The organism is Chryseobacterium sp. sg2396 (genome assembly GCF_042610505.1).
Lineage (GTDB): Bacteria > Bacteroidota > Bacteroidia > Flavobacteriales > Weeksellaceae > Chryseobacterium.
On the sequence record NZ_JBHGAQ010000005.1, the window covers coordinates 1 to 18,656 of the forward strand.

Sequence of the window (18,656 nt, forward strand, 5' to 3'; positions counted from 1 at the left end):
TCTTAACCACAATTCCCCTCGTCGGAGGGGTGGATACGGCCAAAGGCCGGAGACGGGGTGGTTATTGAGCAAGAATATAGGTTAAATCAAGGCAACAACATGAAACCACCCTGTCAAAAATTCTTTGAATTTTCGCCACCCCTTCGTGCCGGAGGGAAATTATTATACCGCTGACTATTAAAATTTTAATTATCAACAAACTTTTGTGTCTTTGACTTCATTAAACTTCTGCTTGTAATTGAAGAGGAAGTTTAGACAATTTAGAAATTACCAAAAGAAAAACCACCGGAAAAATCCGATGGTTTAAAAGGTAAAAAAATTATTTTCCAGTGTAATCACTTTCCGGCGCACCGAGATAACTCGGTTTCAGTCCGCCGGTATCGATCAGGATTTTCTCCAGTACGATTCCCGGTTCCAGCACCCTGAACCGCAGCGTATGCTTTCCGGGCTGTGCAATCTGGTGTTTGGTTATCGATCGGATGATGTGTTCCGACTGCCATCTTCCCAATTCTCCTTTATAATGGCCGTTGAAATTCACCACCTGCGGAGCTTGCCCATCGAATGAGATTTCGTAGCGTAATCCTTTATTGTGATTGAAATTCAAGGTTGGAGCCAGCAAGAGTTGTACTTCAAATTCACCTTTGGACTCGAAATTCATATCGTATTCCAGATACACATTTTCGTCAGCTTTCGGATAAGCATTTTGCGGAAAAGTCGTTACGCCGGATTTGGTTTTTCCGAAATCGGGAATGACTTCCCAATGGATACGATCCGAATTATGCATCCGGGCAAAGTGTTCCGCTTCTATCGAAACATAGCCGTTCTTCTCCTGGAAAATCTTCTCTTTTGGAATATCCGCCTCGGAAACATAAGTTACTTCAGGCATGATGTTTTCCTTTCCGTCGGCCCAGGTTTTGTAACCGATCCGCATCTGGTCCATCATATGCTGCCATTTTCCGCCGGCCACCACATTGTTATAATAGTTGTCCAGCTCAGCATTTCTTTCAAAACATTGTTTCACCTGATCGGCATATTGATTGGCTTCGGGATCTTTTTTAGCAGCCAGTTCCCTGTTTTTGGCAACGGCGTAATACATTTCATAGAGGTTACTGCAAGCGTCAATCGGATACAATACCAGCTGGTAATAGGCATCCTGATATTCCGCCGGAATGTCTTCTTTCAAACGCAAGGCTTTCAATGCCAAAGCCCGGTAATCATTGAGAACCGTTTCAAACTCGTTGTAATTCTCGAGGCTATAGGTTTTCCAGTTCAGGGTTTCAGGTGTTACGCGGCGGTTGTATTTTGCGTAAGTATTGATCATTTCCGCAATTTCTTTCGCGTGTTTTTCACCGAACTGCTGAGCCGACCATTTTTCGGTATACTGGAACAGGTTATTGGCATTGAACTGTTTTGGGTTCCAGGCCATGTCCAGGAAAAAGCTGATTGGGAATTCCATCGGTTTCAAGTCACCGACATTCACAACCCAGACCTTATCCACTTTATGCTCGTAAGAAAGGTTCATCTGCTCCCAGACACGCTGGATCGGACTGATGTTGATCCATTTGGAATTTCTCGGTCCGCCCACATAATCGAAGTGGTAATACATTCCGTAACCGCCTTTGTGTAGTGGTTTTGACAGGTCCGGAAGTTTTCTCACGTTGCCCCAGTTGTCGTCGCAGAACAGCAGAATCACATCATCAGGAACACGCATTCCTTTGTCGTAATAATCCTGAACTTCTTTATACAGAGCCCAGACCTGCGGTGTTCTCTCCGGTTTTTTCCCGGTGACATCGGCAATGATCTTCCGCTGGTCTTTCACGATTTTTTCCAGCAGGGCAATATTGGTACCCTCTCCCATCGCCTCATCACCGTCGCCGCGCATTCCGACGGTGACCAGCTTTTCCCAGTTTTTGCTTCTTTCCATCCCGGATCTCCAGAATTTCTTCAGGACATCGGCATTTTTAGCATAATCCCAGACATTCGGGAGGTTGTTTCTCTTGATGTACCGGTGCCAGTCGGTCTGTGCCAGTGCCATCGGTTCGTGATGCGAAGTTCCCATGACGATTCCCATTTCATCAGCCAAAGGACCGCTCAGTGCATCGTCGTCATAAAACGCTTTCCCCCACATCGCCGGCCAGATGTAGTTTCCTTTCATCCGCAGGATCAGTTCAAAAACTTTCTCGTAAAATTTGGAATTGATACCGCCGAAAGTTGCTCTTGCCCAGCTTCCCAGGGAAGGTTCTTCATCATTCAGGAAAATTCCGCGGTATTCCACGGCAGGTTCTCCGTCGGTATAGATTCCTTTTTTAAAGTAAATATTTTCCTTTTTCTCAACCGGAACATCTGCCCAGTAATACCAGGGTGAAACGCCGATCTGCTGCGACATTTCGTAGATTCCGTAAATCGTTCCCCGTTTGTCGCTTCCGGCAATGACAACCGCTTCGGAAACACCGGGAAACGGATTGCTTACATTTTGGATGATAAATTTCTCATTCTTGTTCTTGAGCAAATTTCCATCGATTTTTTTAGCTTTAATTAATGCATCAATGGTTTTGCTTTTTCCAGCTTCACCAATAATAATGAGCATTCCGTTTACGCCTGAATTTTGGGAAATAAGGTTAGGCTGAATACCGGTCACTTTCTGAAAATCGGCCTGTAGGTTCGCCACTGCGCGAAGAATTCCCTTATCTGAATCACTGTCTGAAAACAGCGTCAGCCCAGAATTGCCTTCTTTCAATACCACCGAATTCTCTGCCTTCACAAAAGCAATAAAAGGATCGGCCGCTTTTACAAGGGCTGTAAAAACCAGCGGTATTAAAAGAGAAAAATAGTTAAATATCGTCTTCATAATCTTTATTTTCTACGTATTTATTTAATATTTAGGATAAATCAAAACTTACCAGTCATCGGTTCTGAAGGGCGATGCCAGCAGGCCTTCTGCATTTTCCAGATTCGCCTCTTCGGGATTGTTGCTCCATGCATACCGTACCGCCACCGGATTTTTGATGTCCTTACTGCTGACCAGAACGGTATTGCCTTTGATTTTTGCTTCTGCCCAGACAAATTTTTTATCGCTTCCGGCAATAGCAAAATGTTTCAATGCTCCGTTTATGCTTTTCAATCCTTTTCCTATGTTGTCAAATGAAAGGATAATCGCTGAATTTTCTACTTTCATCGACCTGAAAACGGGGCCGCTGCTGACCAGCTTTTCACCGTATATCAGTTTCCGGGCAGCCAGGAACAGGCGTTTTGCCATATCTTTTTTATTGAGCGGATGAATGTCATTCCATTCCCCGAGATCATAATTGACGCTCATTGCTGTGTACGGAACGGTTTGTGAGGTTTTAAACTGAGCTTCCCGGATTCCAGCCCATCCGCTAGATGCGTTGGGATCGTTAGTTTTTTCCATAAAGTTGGGAAGCTGAACGAGTAAAAACGGCATCTGCTCCCATTGAAATACTTCCCGCCAGTTTTCAATCAGATTTTTCAGTAAACCGGCATAGTTTTCAGGCTGACCGGCGTTGCTTTCCCCCTGGTACCAGATGGCTCCCCTAACTTTGTAGTCACGGATCGGGTAAATCATCCCGTTATACAATCCGGAAGGCGTATTCCGCAGGTTTTTCAGCTTTGATTTATAGTCTTCATCCTTACTCATATCCCGGCCGATGTTGTATTTCCACTCGCCCGTCAGATCAATGACAACACCGTCTCCTACGATCTTATAAGGCTTATCGGCGACGAATTCACCGTTCCCGAAGTTGGACGTCAGCTGGATGGCAATGGTATTTTTCCCCTGTTTCAATATTCCGCCGGGAATATCATATTTCCTTGGCGGATACGTGTATGAGGTGGCGCCTACGAATTTTCCGTTGACGAAAACCGAGTCGCTGTCGACCATGACGCCCAGATAGAGCCGGGCAAACTTCCCGTCCATAGAAGCCGGAAGTTCAAAATTTTTCCTGAACCAAACGGTACCTTTGGCCTGGATGCCGTTGTCTTTCCACCTTCCGGGAACTTTTGCTTTTTTCCAGTCTGCGTCGTTAAAATCCTTCTGATTCCAAAGATTCCTTCCTTTGTCGAGTTTTGAGGAATTGAGTGCAGCCAATGCCTGCTTGTCAATCAGGTCATTGGGAAAATCCTTCAGATGCTCCTGGCTGATCCAACTCTGAATGGCCGAACCGCCCAGACTGGAAACCAGCATTCCCTGCGGAATTTTGGTATGTTCATACGCTTCCAGCGCGTAAAAATAAGCAAAAGCGGTCCAGTTCATCACTTCCGAAGCCGTTCCGGTGAACCATTTTCCGCCAGTTGCAATATTCTCCTGAACGGATTCAACATTGTTCTGGGTAGGTACTTTGAAGTATCTGATTTTATTGAAATCCGAAACATTGATTTCCGGGAAACGGTCGGTTAGCCGGGCAATAGGCGTTTCCATATTGGATTGTCCTGATGCCAGCCAGACATCGCCCACCAGGATATCCCGGATCGTAATTTCATTGATTTCCATTACGAACGGACCACCTGCTTTTTGCGGTTTCAACTGTACAGACCATTTCCCGTTCTTATCCGGCGAAGTATTGTAGGTTTCATTGCGGAACCTAATGGTAATGTTTTCGCCCTGATCCGCCCAGCCCCAGATTTTTAGCTCTACATCACGCTGCAGAACCATTTTATCACTGACCAGATCCGGGAGTTTTATTTTTCCGAACGAGAGCTGATGACTGAAAAAAGCCATCAGAAAGAGTATCTTAAAAATCAGCGACGGCCTGAAATATCCGGTTTTCATTTTAGATTTATTTTAAGTTGTAAATCAGGATTAATGAATAACAAATCCGCCTTTGGACTGGATTTCTATTTTTAATTCCCCGTTTTTATTAATGGTCACGGATTTCTCTGAAGTCATTCCTTTTGAGTCATCATTGATGAGTTTTACCGTCTTTCCGGCCAACATCGAAAGTTTCAGCGTTAATTTCTGAGCGTTGTTTTCAGCATTTACGCCGGCAACATACCATTGGTCCTGATGTCTTCTGGCAATAACGGAATATTTTCCGGGGTAGCCGTCGATGAAAACCGTTTCGTCCCACAAGGTCGGGATTTCCTTCATAAAATCAAGCTCGAATTTCGGAGCGTCCTCCAGGTTGTTCGGCATTACGGCAAACATCTGAACCGGGTTCTGGAATAATACCGCCGTTGCCAATTGGAAGCCGTCTGTCGTGTAACGTTTGTTTTTTTCTTTATTGGATTTGGTTAAATACTTGTTCAGGAAAGTTCCGCCGAATTCCATACTTCCGACCGTATTTCGGATAAACGTATGCAACGCCGCAAAAAAGGCTTCCTGCTTACGGACATCTTCTGAAAAATACAGCATTTCGGAAGCCAGAACGGCTTCACTTCCGGCGTAATTCGGGTACATGACTTCCCAGCCTCTCGGTAAAGTGGCCCCGTGGAAAATGATGGTAATACCGAAATCGTTGGCATCGGAAAGAATATCTTCATACAGGCGCATCGTTTCCTGTTTATCACCACCGAAGAAATCCACTTTCAGCCCTTTGATGCCGATTTCTTTCAGCCACTTCATTTCTTTTTTACGTTCGATGGCAGAGCTCATTTTATTCCTCGGACCCATCGGTGCATCATTCGCCGCTCCGTTGGAGTTGTACCAAAGCATAACGCCTACGTTTTTAGATCGGGCATACTGAACCAATTCCCTCATCCGTTCTTTACCGATATTTTTATCCCAAAGCGCATCCATCAGGATGAACTGGTAGTTCATGGCCGCGGCCAGGTCGATGAATTTCTTCTGGTCGTCGTAATTCATGCTGTTGTCCTGCCACAGGATCCAGCTCCAGGTCGATTTTCCGAAGCCATATTTTTGCGTAGGCGCATACATCGGCTCCACAACATCGAAAGGAACGGTGGTTTCTACAATCGGTTTCAACGATTCCCCAACGGTAATGGTTCTCCACGGTGTTGTTCCCGGCAGTGAAATGGCCGCTCCGGTGCTTCCGAACCCATTGTTTTCCGCCATATCCGGGTACGCGACTTTATAAAGATTCTTTTCCGGTGTGGTATCCAGGTGGGAAGCGCAGTACAGGCTGTTCACACCGGTTTCAGACAGTAAAATCCAGCCATCGTTCCCGATATGGAACAGGCCCGGGAAAACGTAACCGTAATCCGCTTTTGTTCCCAATTCCGCATCCGCTTTATAGCCGCTTTCATAGCTTGGGGCGGTTCTCGCGAAACCGGTCATCGGCTTCATCATCGGAGAAAGGAACGTTGTGGTTTGCGAAGGAAAACGGTATCCCGTTATTTCCGACTGTACCACAGCGCTTAAACGGTTTTTCATCGGCTGAAGATCATACCGGAAAGCGATGTTGTTGTCGCTCACCTGAAAATCTATACCAAGCTGGTACTGGTCGGCATTGATAAAATGAACGGCCAGGGTATTGGCGTTGTAAGCCACCTGAGATTTTTTGATTTTTTCGTTGGTGTAGGTTTTTGAAACCCGGTCTGTTTTGCTGTCGGCAAATTTCAGGTTTTGGGAAAAATCAGATTCATTGGTAACAAGGCCCAACGGTGATTTCCCCAGCATGGTTTTCCCCTGAAAAGTCACATTGTACAGCGCTTTTCCGTCTTCTGAAAAGACATTCAGCTTCAGCTTTCCGTCAGGGCTCGAGACTTCGGCGACCTGGGCAAAAACGGTATTCATGAAGAGAATACCCAGGATGATTGATAGTTTTAAAAATAGTTTATTCATAATCATTTATTTTCAAGAAAGGTCCAGTAATCGAAAAACATCACATCCTTTGCTGCTTTCCCATTACATATAAAATACAGGTCGTGAACCCCGGTGATTTTTTCTTTCAATTGGGTTTTCACGGTTTCCCAACGGTCGTCACCTCCGGTGAGCGGTACTTTTACCGTAGCAATCACCGGCCCGGTAAGGCTGTCCAGGCGGACATCCATCGTCACATCGCTGTTATGCGTGGTTCCTACCCTTGCGGTAAAACCGGCTGCTCCTTTTTTGCCGAAATCTACATTTCTCACACTAGTGTAAGCACCGCTTTTTTTAGCCTTGATAAAAACACCGGCTTCTTTGTTCTGATAGGATTTCACGTTTTCCGACCAGGCGATGGTTTCGGCCTGGTTGAAACTGTACGGATTGACGGTTGCAATGGCTTTGGTGATTCCATTGGTCATTTTGGTGGGCCGAATGGAACCGTCTTTGTTAAATTCCAGCTCCTGAACGCTGACGGAACGGGTAAATCCGCTTCCGCCTGGCAACGCGCCGTTGTGGTAGAAAAAGTAGGTTTTGCCTTTGAAATCAATCACTCCCGGATGGTTGGTAAAGGATTTCCCTTCGGTGGGCATCACGATTCCGCCGTATTTCCACGGTCCCTGCGCGCTTTTGCTGGTGGAATAACCAATGAATTCAGGGAGCGGACCGCCCGGCCAGAAGAGATAGTACAGGTCTTTCCTTTTGTAAAGCCACGGTCCTTCCTCGTATTTGGTCGGTCTTTCCGGGTTTTCTTTTCCGTCCCTCTTCCCAAAGGATTCAGCGGTCATCGGAACCTCCACAATATCGCCGGAATAGGAAATCATATCCTGGTTGAGTTTTACATATTTCAGCTTCGGGTTCCCCCAGTACATGTGGGCCTGACCGTTATCGTCCACAAAAATGGTCGGATCGATGTCGCCCCACTCGCTCTGTACCAACGGTTTTCCCAGCGGATCATGAAACGGCCCGAACGGACTGTCGCCCACTGCTACGCCGATCGCGCCTTTGTTATTGGTTTTGGACCACATCGGCACGTACATAAAAAATTTGCCGTTTCTTTCCACACATTGTGCCGCCCAGGCATCCCGCTTGGCCCAATCGAAATCGTTATAGGAAAGAATGGTTCCATGATCGGTCCAGTTCACCATATCATCGGTGGAATATACTTTCCAGTCATTCATCGTAAACCACGTGGAATCGTCTTCATCGTGGGTTGTATAGACGTACAGCCTGCCGTTGTAGACCATCGGTGCCGGATCGGCGGTATAGTTGGTCTGAATGATGGGATTCTGGGCGAACAGGTTCGCTGAACATCCGATCAGGAGAAGACCGAGTATGGATTGTAGGGTCTTTTTCATATTTTCTATTTCATTTTTTTTGTTTGGGATATTTGAACACTATGCGCACTAAGTTTTATTTTAAAAATTGCATGTATTTAGTTTCACAAAGCCGCTGAAGCTTGTAAGAGCATTACCATAATCTGATGTTTGAAAATGCTTAAAGCTTTTAACACATGAGGCACATTAGATTTTTTAGTTTTAATTATTGCGCATATTTTAGATCACATGAGATTAAAAAATCAAAAATTTTTAAAAGGTTTTGTGTACTTACTTAACATATCACATTCAACTTTACTATGCAGCATCAATATCTTTTGTGGCTTTTGTGGTTAAATGTTCTTGTTTTGGTTTTGTATAAACCACCCCGTCAAAAATTCTTTGAATTTTCGACACCCCTCCAGAGGAGGGGAATTTTTATCTTATTTTTTTCTTGAAACTCCAGGAATCGAAATTGAACAGCTTTCTTCCGGCGGTGATGTTTTTTCCCTGGAAGACAAAATAGACATCATGGATACCGGAAACAGGTTCTGCTATCGTTGTAGTTAAGGTTTTGAAGTCTTCCCAGCCGCCGGTTCTCGGGATGTCGATATGGGCGATTTTGGTTCCCTTTACATCATCCAGACGGACTTCCAGGATGCCGCCGTCGATGCCTGCGGCTACGGATGCGGAAAATTCAGATGCGCCTTTTCCAAAATCCACTGCACGGACTTTGATGTAGCCTCCCGTTCTGGCATCAGAAACATAAACGCCGGTTTTCTTATTTTCTGAAGTGGTGCATTTCTCTGCCCACGCCATGGTTTCGGCTTCGTTTCTCTGGTATGGGTTCAACGTTCCGACAGGATGTACGCCTTCTTTGGTGATGGTGATTTTTGGAATGCTGCCGTCAGGATTATATTTAAATTCTTCAATGGCCGTTGAACGACCGTAGCTGCCTCCGTTCGGCAATAAAGCGTTGTGATAGAACAGGTAGGATTTCCCTTTGTAATCGATGATTCCGCCATGGTTGGTAAAGCTGTTGGTCGGCTGATCGGTCATGATCTTTCCACGGTATTTCCATGGTCCGGTGGGTGAAGCACTGGTTGCGTACGACAGGCATTCCGTTCTGTTGGTCATTCCCGCGTACATCATATAATACTGTTTGTTCCGTTTGTAAAACCACGGACCTTCCACATAAACATCGTCGAATTTTTCCTGTTTCTGCAAAACTTCATCGCTTTTTCCGGGCCGCCTGAGTCCGCCGAAAGCTTTCGCCGACTGCGGAACTTCCGTAATGGGTCCGTTATAGGTCGTCATGTCTTTGTTCAGTTTAACGTAAAACAATTTGCTGTTTCCCCAATAGAGATAGGCCTGTTCATCGTCATCCACAAAAGCCGTCGGATCGATATTGTCCCAGGTTCCGGTGGTTACCAACGGCTTCCCCAGCGCATCTTTGAAAGGACCGGTCGGGCTGTCTGAAACGGCTACCCCAATCGCCATATTGTTGTCTACCGTCTGCGCGCAGATGTACCAGTAGAATTTGCCGTTGCGCTCTACACATTGTGCCGCCCACGCCCGGTCTCTTGCCCAAGTGAACGATTCGAGCGAAATCGGAGACCCATGGTCGGTCCAGTTCACCATATCATCCGATGAATAAACATGCCATTTGGTCATCGTATAAAAATCGAATCCGGGCTGGTCGTCTCCCGTGTACAGGTACATCTTGCCTTTGTAAATCATTGGTGCGGGATCGGGTGTGAAATGCGTCTGGATGACAGGATTCTGTGCTGAGAGCGCAAAGCCTGCCAAAAGAAAAGATAAGGTGATATATTTTAATCGTAGTTGAATCATAATCTGTCATTATTTTAATGGACTCAGTTTATAGTAAGCAACGCCATGCGCCGGAATATCCAGCGGCAGGCTTTGGGCGGAAACATCAATTCCGGCAAGGTCTTTCTGTCTCCAGAGATCCCTTACGGTCTGTCGGCCGGAGATCCCCAGTTTTTTGAAGTCTTTATAGGAAAGTTTCGCTTTTTCCCTTCCGAAATTGGCAAAGGCCACCGCTTTTCCGCCGTCTTCAAGGTCTTTGACATAAATTCTCAATTCACCGATCGTATTCAGGCATACACCCTGTTTTCCCAAAGCGTCCTGATTGACGGCAATTACCTCATCGTTGGTTAAAAGGTTTAAGGTAAAATCGTCCAGCTTTTCAAGGTCGCAGCCGATGAGCAACGGTGCGGAGAAAATGCTCCAAAGGCTGATGTGGAGATACTGCTCATCGGGTTTCAGCTTGCTCTGGTGCGGATTTCCCCAGCCGACCACGCCTACGACCAGCATATCCGGATCATTCCGGTTGCCGGGTTTTGCGTACGGAGCGGCTTTGTCCTGCGCAAGCGCAATACTTTTCACGCTGGCCCAGGTATCGGTAATATCGTTGGTGGTACGCCAGGACTGGGCATGGGTTTCATCGCCCCATTTCCAGACATCGCCCATCCCGTACTGGCAGAGGTTGTAGACAATATCCCTCGGCTGTCCGTAGAGCAGGTCGCCCATCAGTTTAAATGGCCTTACCCCTTTATCCAGATCGCCGCCGCCGTTGAATGCCAGTGAAGGAACTTTGCCAAGGTCGTTATTGGGCAGACCGTCGATCACGCCGCCGTAGCTGCACCAGTCGTATTTCAGGTAATCGACTCCCCATTGGGCGTAGCTTTCGGCATCCTGCTTTTCGTAACCGTAACTTCCGGCACATCCGCCGCAGGTCCACGGTCCGGGAGAGGAATAAATGCCCATTTTAAGGCCGTTCCCGTGAATGTAGTCGCCGAGGTTTTTCATATCCGGAAATTTGGAGTTGGTTAAAATATATCCGTCCTTATCCCGGAACTGCCCTTTGAAAGACGGGTCTTTCCCGTCACGGTTGTATTGCCAGGAATCATCAACATTGATGTAATTCCAGCCGTGATTTACCAATCCTGTTTTAACCAAAGCATCGGCAGCTCGTTTTACTTTGTCGGCAGAAACTTCATGCCCGAAACAGTTCCAGCTGTTCCATCCCATCGTCGGCGTCAGGGCAATACGATCGCCGGATTCTATTTTTAATTTTTTTGAGGCTGAACCTTTGGCATTTTTTGCTGTCAGTTCAACTTCATACATTCCTTTTAAGGGAATGATTCCGGTAATGATTCCGGTTTGCGGATCTATTTTTAATCCTTCCGGAAGATTTTTTGCGGCAAAAGTCATCGGCCGGTCGCCTGTGGCTGCGATCCTGAACAGAAAAGGTGAACCCGGGCGCACGCCGTAAACTGTTGCCGAGTTGATTTTTGGGGTGGCTGCCGGTTTTGGAGTTAAAATATAAGGTTCCGAAGCAATCGGGTTGAAGGTCTGCAAAGTGGAAACACCTGTGGTTTCAAATCTGGCATTCACCCAATCGGCATGATCGTAATACGGACCGTTTCCGCCGTCTGAAACGACCAGTTCCAGTTGTTTGATTCCTTTTAAGGATACCGAAACGGGTTTGGCTTGGTCTCCGAGATGCATAACGCCGCTTGACCAGAGTTTTTTATTGTCGCCGTAAATTTCAAATTCCACCGCGGGCTCGTGGCCTTTCATTTCATCATCGAGTCCGACCAACGCTGAGAATCTTGTAGCTTTTCCATTGAGTTTAATCAGTAAAGAGCTTTCGGCGTGGGTCCCGAAACCCCGGTCAAACGTTTTGCTGGCAATCATCAGTTTTTTTCCGTCCACCGAAGTACTGACGCCCGGTTTTCCGTTTCCTTGCGTGGCAACACTGAGGTCCAGTTTATCCAGCCAAACGGTTGATTGGGCATTTAAAAAGTATCCGGCAACAAGAAAGCTAACAACAAAAGTTTTAAATCTGAACATTTTTACAATTTTAACCAATGATTAATACAACTCATAACAATATGTTTTGGCTAAAGCCCTACACGTTATTCTCTGTGTTAAATGGGCTTCCTTCGACAATCTCAGGATGACATTGCCCATTTCTATAGATATTCCTGAATTCAACATTAATTTTCATTAAACTTCCACCAATCGAAATAGAAAAGGTCTTTGTCTCCTTTAAAAACAAAATAGAGGTCGTGGATGCCTCTGGTATTTTTTACCGGTGTTTTAATCGTTCTGAAAACATCGCCTTCCGCTTTACCGGTTACTTTTACGGTTCCTAAAATCGGTCCGTCCACCGCATCAGTATGGATTTCGATCATTCCGCCGTACAGAGGCGCTACGGAAACTTCAATCGATTGGGTTCCCTTAGAAAAATCCACGCCCTGAAATTTGAGATAATCGCTGTTGTTGATAGAAGAAACGACGATCCGGTCGGTGATTTTTTTCCCGGTGTCGTAAGGATTATTCCTTTCCCACTCGGTCATCTGCTCTGTTTTCAGGCCTTCGCTGAAGGCAATGGTTTCAGCCTCTACCCGGTTGTACGGATTCAGGGTTCCTGTTCTTTTTACGCCTTCAGGATTCCAGAACGGCAGCTTTTGGATGGTGCCGTCGGCATTGTATTTCATTTCACTTACGCAAACCGAACGGCGTTCATAATGTTTGCTCATGGTCTGCTTTCCGATGTTATAATTGAATCCGAAAACATAGGTTTTGCCTTTGTAATCGATGATTCCCGGATGGTTTCCGTTGGAACGTTTATCGCTGTCCATGATCATTCCTTTGAATTCCCAGGGTCCGGTCGCCGATTTTCCTATCGCATAACCGATTCCTTCCGGGCAGCAAGTGGACGCATAAGCCAGATAATAATGTCCATTTTTCTTCCAAATCCACGGTCCTTCCTGATAATGGAACGAATCCGGAGCCCCTTTCACTTTGGCGATGGAAGGGTCTTTTACGACTTCGCCTTTCAACGAAATCATATCTTCGTTCAGCTTTACATACCAAAGATTCGGATTTCCCCAATAGAGGTACGCCTGTCCGTCGTCGTCAATCAGAACGGTCGGGTCGATGTCATCGGATGAATTTTTAACCAAAGGTTTCCCGATCGGATCTTTGAAAGGGCCGTACGGACTGTCTGCTACCAGAACGCCGATTCCGCGCTGCCCAGGCATCGGACAGTACATATAGAATTTGCCATTTCTCTCGATAACCTGTGGTGCCCAGGCTCCGTTTTCCGGATCGGTCCATTTGAAATCTTTCAGGGAAGCTACGATGCCGTGGTCGGTCCAGTTCACCATATCGGTGGAGGTGTAGAGCAGCCAGTTTTTCATTTTAAACCCGAAAGCATCATCCTCATCATGGCTGGTGTAAAGAAAAACCGTGTCTTTGTACACCATCGGTGCAGGGTCGGCAGTGAACTTGGTCTGGATGATGGGATTCTGGGCAAATGCAGCCTGGAAGCATCCGAATATCATGGTTAAACTTAAAAATTTCATCGTCATACCTTTAAAATTATTTAAAACTTATACTTATATTTTTCCCGGAATAACTCACGGTTTTCTGCTGACCGTCCGGAAAAAGTAAACTGAAATTTCTTTTTTCCATCATCCCACTAAATTTACCCTTCCTGGCTTCAATGGTAAGTGTTTTTGATTTTTCGTTCCAGTGAAAAGGAATTTCAGTAAAGGCTCCTTTTTCATAGTTGTAATTATCGAACTCGTCTTCGTACAAAACAAAATCGGCATCGGCTCCGGGATAGATTTTTACGGTAAGGTAATCCCATTTTTTCTCCGTTGCATATTGCACATCAGGACCGAACGGAATAATGCTTCCCGCTTTCACATATAACGGAATACTTTGAATATTAACGTTTTTCTGAATTTCCTGACCTCCCTTGTGTTTTTCATTCGTCCAGAAATCAAACCAGTCTGCTCTGGCTGGAAGATAGACCTTTACGGTTTTATTTTGTGTGAAATCTACTTTGGAAAGAGCATTTTCTCCGCTTTCCTGTTTTTTGTTCCATCCTTCGTTTTCATCGGTTGTTATGAGCTTTTCGGGAGTATACTGAGCATTGAGAACCGGAGCCACTAAAAATGATTTCCCGAAAAGGTATTCATTATTGATGTCCCATGTTTTTTTATCTGAAGAAAAATCCATTGATAAAGCCCGCAGGAAACTTGAATTATTTTCAGAAACCTCCCACGAGGTCGAATAAATGTACGGGAGCATGCTGTACCTCAACCTGATAAATTTTTCTATGGCATCATACGCCACATCCCCTTTCTGCCCGAACTGATAGATTTCTCTCGGCACATCGGTTCCGTGGGAACGCATCATCGTGGTGAAAGTGCCGTACTGAAGCCAACGCACGTACAATTCCTGAAACAGCAGGTTTTTGGCACCTCCGTTTCTTTTATAGACTCCGGCAAAGAAGCCGCCGATATCGGAATTGAAATTCGGATTTCCGGTAAGGCTGAAATTCAAACCCGCAGGAACATGATTGCGCAACATATCCCAGGAAGAGTTGACATCGCCCGACCAGGTATTGGCCCCGTATCGCTGCTGACCGGCAAAAGCTGATCTTGTTAAAATAAAAACCCTTTTGTCACTCGTTGTTTCGCGTTGGTGATCATAGACTCCGCCTACCGTCATCAGCGGATAGGCATTTCTCACTTTCCGGAATGAACCAAGGTAAGTTTTGGTATCTAAATCTTCCGGTTTCTGGCTGAGATGGTCGGGCTCGGTAGAATCCATCCACCAGGAATCTACGCCGAAACTGAATAGGCCTTTGTTTAAATATTTCCAGTACACGTTCCGGGCTTCGGGATCGTAGGCATCATAGACACGTACTCCGGAAGGATAATTCATATCCGGCGGCCAGACTTCCCTTCCCGATTCCGGCCATGTTTTGAAATTGAAGAGCATTCCTTTCTGATCCATTTCCCGGTACGGATTGGTCATCGGCCCGAATGACGACCAGATGGAAACAGAAAGATGTGCATTCCTGTCATGAATATCCTTCATCATTTTTTGGGCATCGGAAAAATCGGGGCTGATGAAATCCATCGCGTTCCACTGGTAATTGTTTCCCCAATACTGCCAATCCTGGATAATCCCGTCTAGGGGAACTTTCAATTCCCTGTATTTTTTCACGACATCCACCAGTTCCTCCTGACTTTTGTAGCGTTCTTTGCTTTGCCAGTAGCCGTAGGTCCAAAGCGGAATCATCGGTACTTTACCGGTCAGATTCCGCATTCCTGCCACGACGCCGTCGGCATTTTTTCCATAAATAAAATAATAATCCACGCCTTCGCCAACTTCCGAAGAGAAAGAGGTTTTTTGTGGTGTATCGGTAAACTGCGTAGGAGAATAGTTATCCCAGAAGATACCGTAACCTTTTACCGACTGGAAAAATGGTACAAAATCCCAGGTGTTGTTCTGGATCATCTTAATATCCGTATTCCGCTGGGACATTTTCCCGTTTTGAAGAATTCCCAAACCGTAGATCGGTTCATCTTTTTCCAATTGAAAAGATTGGGAAAGAGAATAGGTTTGATTTCCGGCATCATTAAACGGTTTAAAATCGCTTCCGGTTTCCTTCAACAATTCTTTTCCCGAGGCTGAGGTATAGGTAATCATTCCATTTTCAGCATTAATCAGAATATTTAAATCATTCGTTTTTAATGAAATAATATTCTTGCTTTCTGAAACTGAAAACTTAGTTTTTTGTTCTTTTTTAATAACCGACAAACTGTTTTTCTCAAATGATTTTCCTTCAGGATATTTAATAATTCTAACCGTATTTTCGCCATACAATTTCAATTCAACATTCAAATTATCGGCAGAAAATTTCAATCCTGAATCTGTTTTCTGATATGATTGCGCACTGAAATTTACCGACAGTACGACCATTGTACCGATTACTGCTGTATTTTTAATATGGTTGAAATTCATGGTGGTGATTTTGTTTAAAACATTAAGAAATTAAGCTTCTCAAATCAAATTGATTTATCAATTTTCTTCATTTTAAATAACTATAAAAAAACACTTAATGCTTTGATGCTTTTTTAAGAACAAAAAAATTTGTTTTTATTAAGTTAAATAAGACAAATTCTCATTCTTTTTTTTAATGTTTATTTAAAAAGTAGCTGGGCAAAGTTGTACAGGTTATTTCTCCAAACCGGCCAGGTGTGACCGCCCGGATATTCGGAGTAAGTATATTTAATGCCTGCATCATCGAGTTTTTTCATCATGATCTGACAGTTTTTGTAGGCGATGTCCTCTTTTCCGCCCATGGAAATCCAGAAATTCTTCAGGTTGGAATTGATTTTTGCTTTGTTATCCGTCATAAATTTATATTCGCTATCGGCTACTTCCTGAAGCGACGGCAGGATCCAGCCCGAACTGAATACGCCCAAGGAAGAAAACATCTCTGAGTTCTGAACGCCCGTATGCAGGGTATAAATCCCGCCCATGGACAGTCCGGCCAACGCCCTGTTCGCTGCATCTTTCTTAATTCTGAAATTCGCTTCGGCAAATGGGATCACGGATTCTTTGAGTTCTCTGTCAAACATCTGCAGGTTTCTCGCTCCAAAGCTTCCGAATCCGGCAGGTCCGATATTGGCATCCGGCATTACAACGATCATGGGTTTGGCTTTGCCTTCGGCAATCAGATTGTCCATAATCAGGTTGGTTTTTCCCTGCATGGCCCATCCGCTTTCGTCCTCACCACCTCCGTGCAGGATGTAAAGCACCGGATAAGAATCAGCAGTATTTTTGTCGTAGCCCGGCGGCGTGTAAATAAATACCCTTCTCCACGAATTGGTTACTTTCGAGAAGAAATTCTGAATTCTGATATCGCCGTGCGGAACGTCTTTCATGGCGTAATAGCCATCGCCCGCAAACGGCATTTCGATTCCGCTGGCATATCTTCCCATCCCATAAAAGGTTTTGCTGGAAGGGTCTGCCACCGGTACATTGTCAATGACCATCGAATAATAATGGAATCCTTCGCTTAAAGAATCGGTGGTGGTTTTCCAAACGCCGTCCGAATCTTTAGTCAGATCGTATTTTTTCCCAAGATCGATCTGAACTTTCTGTGCTTCCGGAGCTTTCACCCTGAAAATCGCTTTTCCATTGGGCATGATCTGCGGGTACTGTGCGTTTCTGATATTGGTTTCAGCAGGCAGCCCAAGGACCGTAAAATCGGAGAACGAGGTTTTGTCAACCGGCTTGAAGATCAATTGTGAAAAGATGTACAAATCGTTTTTCCAGACTTTGAAATCGTGGCCACCCGGTTCGATATAAAAGATGTGCGGGACTTTATTCTGGACCAGGTAATCGTGGGTCCTTTTGCTGAACGGCATGAGCCCGTCTGCATCACCGCAGGAAATCCAGAGCAGTTTTAATTCTTTTGCCTTTTGAGGATTCGGCAATAAAAGCTGAGGCTCTTTAGTATTAGGAGCGGATGAAAAACCGCCCACCCAGGCAAATTTGTCGATATTTCCAAGCCCGAAATTCAGGGTTTGTCCGCCTCCCATGGACAGTCCGGCAATGGCGCGGTTCTCGCGGTCTTTTTTAACCGGGAATTTCTTTTCTACATACGGAATGAGATCATTCAGTAAATCCTTTTCAAAAGTCGCAAAGGCTTCCACTTTGTCTTTGGCCATGATGTTGCCGGTTGCGCGGTCGTCTTTCATCGCTCTTCCGTTTGGCAGTACCACAATCATCGGGGTAAGTTTTCCCTGTGCATACAGGTTGTCAAGAATAATCTGCGGCGTCCCGTTCTTGTACCATTCTTTTTCGTCCCCGCCTATCCCGTGAAGCAGGTACAGTACCGGATATTTATTCCCTTTTTTGAAGCCCGGCGGCGTATAAATCAGTGCTTTTCGGGTTACGCCTACAGTCTTTGAGGGATATTGAATGGAGTCGATTTTACCATGAGGAATTCCGGTATTGGCCACATCAAATCCTGCAGGAGCCTGACGCTGTGTATTCTGGGCGGTGATCGGTACCACGATCAGTGATGCGCCTATGATGAGTAGAGAGGTAATTTTCATAAATTTTTTATTTGTAATTTTTACACTTATTAATTTAGACAAAAAAATAATACCGCGAAGGGTTTATTTTTTATTGTTTTTATTATTGATTTACCGTTGGTTTATTAACGGATGCGTTATTAACAGGACGCTCCTACGGAGCTATGATTTGGCAGATATTGCCAACATTCTGCTACTAACAGGATGCTCCAACGGAGCATTCTTATCATAATATATTATCACACTGTTTTTAGAGAGTCTTAGTGATTGGTTATTTCTCGCTTTTTGTCACAACGCTGACACCCTATCCTGATGATGCCGCCCTTTCAGGAGTTTTTATGTTGTGCTTTTTTGTCATAGGACTACCACCCTATGCTGATGATTTCGCTCTTTCAGGGCTTTGAAATTCTGCCTGGTTACTTATCCTACCTGTTTTTTATAGATTTCATAAGGTTGCACGCTACGGTGTTGATTTCGCCATTTTATGGCTTATGGTGTTTTTTGCCAATGTAACTTTAATATCTAAATTTTCCAGATTATTCAGTTTTTATTTACATCTGTTTTAACCCTAAAAAAATCAACATCCACAAAACCGCTCGGATCTTGAGCATAATTAGGGCT

General features: G+C 45.0%; 9 protein-coding genes. All 9 read right to left on the reverse strand.

Annotated elements, in window-relative coordinates; all coding sequences use genetic code 11:
• Positions 1 to 319 precede the first annotated feature (319 nt).
• On the reverse strand, positions 320 to 2,848 hold the full coding sequence (locus ACED20_RS06670; protein ID WP_378103931.1) for a glycosyl hydrolase 115 family protein: 2,529 nt from the start codon (positions 2,846 to 2,848) through the stop codon (positions 320 to 322).
• 48 nt (positions 2,849 to 2,896) lie between these two features.
• Positions 2,897 to 4,786 carry a sialate O-acetylesterase gene (locus tag ACED20_RS06675; RefSeq protein ID WP_378103934.1) on the reverse strand — a complete coding sequence of 630 codons (1,890 nt, stop codon included), beginning with the start codon at positions 4,784 to 4,786 and terminating at the stop codon, positions 2,897 to 2,899.
• A 30-nt stretch (positions 4,787 to 4,816) separates the two neighbouring features.
• Positions 4,817 to 6,757 (reverse strand): glycoside hydrolase family 97 catalytic domain-containing protein, encoded by a 1,941-nt coding sequence (locus ACED20_RS06680; protein ID WP_378103935.1) that lies wholly within the window; start codon positions 6,755 to 6,757, stop codon positions 4,817 to 4,819.
• A 2-nt stretch (positions 6,758 to 6,759) separates the two neighbouring features.
• Positions 6,760 to 8,136 (reverse strand): glycoside hydrolase family 43 protein, encoded by a 1,377-nt coding sequence (locus ACED20_RS06685; protein ID WP_378103938.1) that lies wholly within the window; start codon positions 8,134 to 8,136, stop codon positions 6,760 to 6,762.
• Between the two features lie 396 nt (positions 8,137 to 8,532).
• Positions 8,533 to 9,945: a glycoside hydrolase family 43 protein gene (locus tag ACED20_RS06690; RefSeq protein ID WP_378103940.1), complete on the reverse strand. Its 1,413-nt coding sequence runs from the start codon at positions 9,943 to 9,945 to the stop codon at positions 8,533 to 8,535.
• A 9-nt stretch (positions 9,946 to 9,954) separates the two neighbouring features.
• The gene (locus ACED20_RS06695; RefSeq protein WP_378103943.1) at positions 9,955 to 11,973 is read right to left on the reverse strand and encodes an NPCBM/NEW2 domain-containing protein; all 2,019 of its coding nucleotides are present in this window, start codon (positions 11,971 to 11,973) and stop codon (positions 9,955 to 9,957) included.
• Positions 11,974 to 12,119: 146 nt separating this feature from the next.
• Positions 12,120 to 13,499: a glycoside hydrolase family 43 protein gene (locus tag ACED20_RS06700; protein WP_378103944.1), complete on the reverse strand. Its 1,380-nt coding sequence runs from the start codon at positions 13,497 to 13,499 to the stop codon at positions 12,120 to 12,122.
• Between the two features lie 10 nt (positions 13,500 to 13,509).
• Entirely contained in the window at positions 13,510 to 15,951 is a 2,442-nt protein-coding gene (locus ACED20_RS06705) for a TIM-barrel domain-containing protein (protein ID WP_378103945.1), read from the reverse strand.
• Positions 15,952 to 16,130: 179 nt separating this feature from the next.
• The gene (locus ACED20_RS06710) at positions 16,131 to 18,056 is read right to left on the reverse strand and encodes an alpha/beta hydrolase-fold protein (RefSeq protein ID WP_378103946.1); all 1,926 of its coding nucleotides are present in this window, start codon (positions 18,054 to 18,056) and stop codon (positions 16,131 to 16,133) included.
• Positions 18,057 to 18,656: the final 600 nt, after the last annotated feature.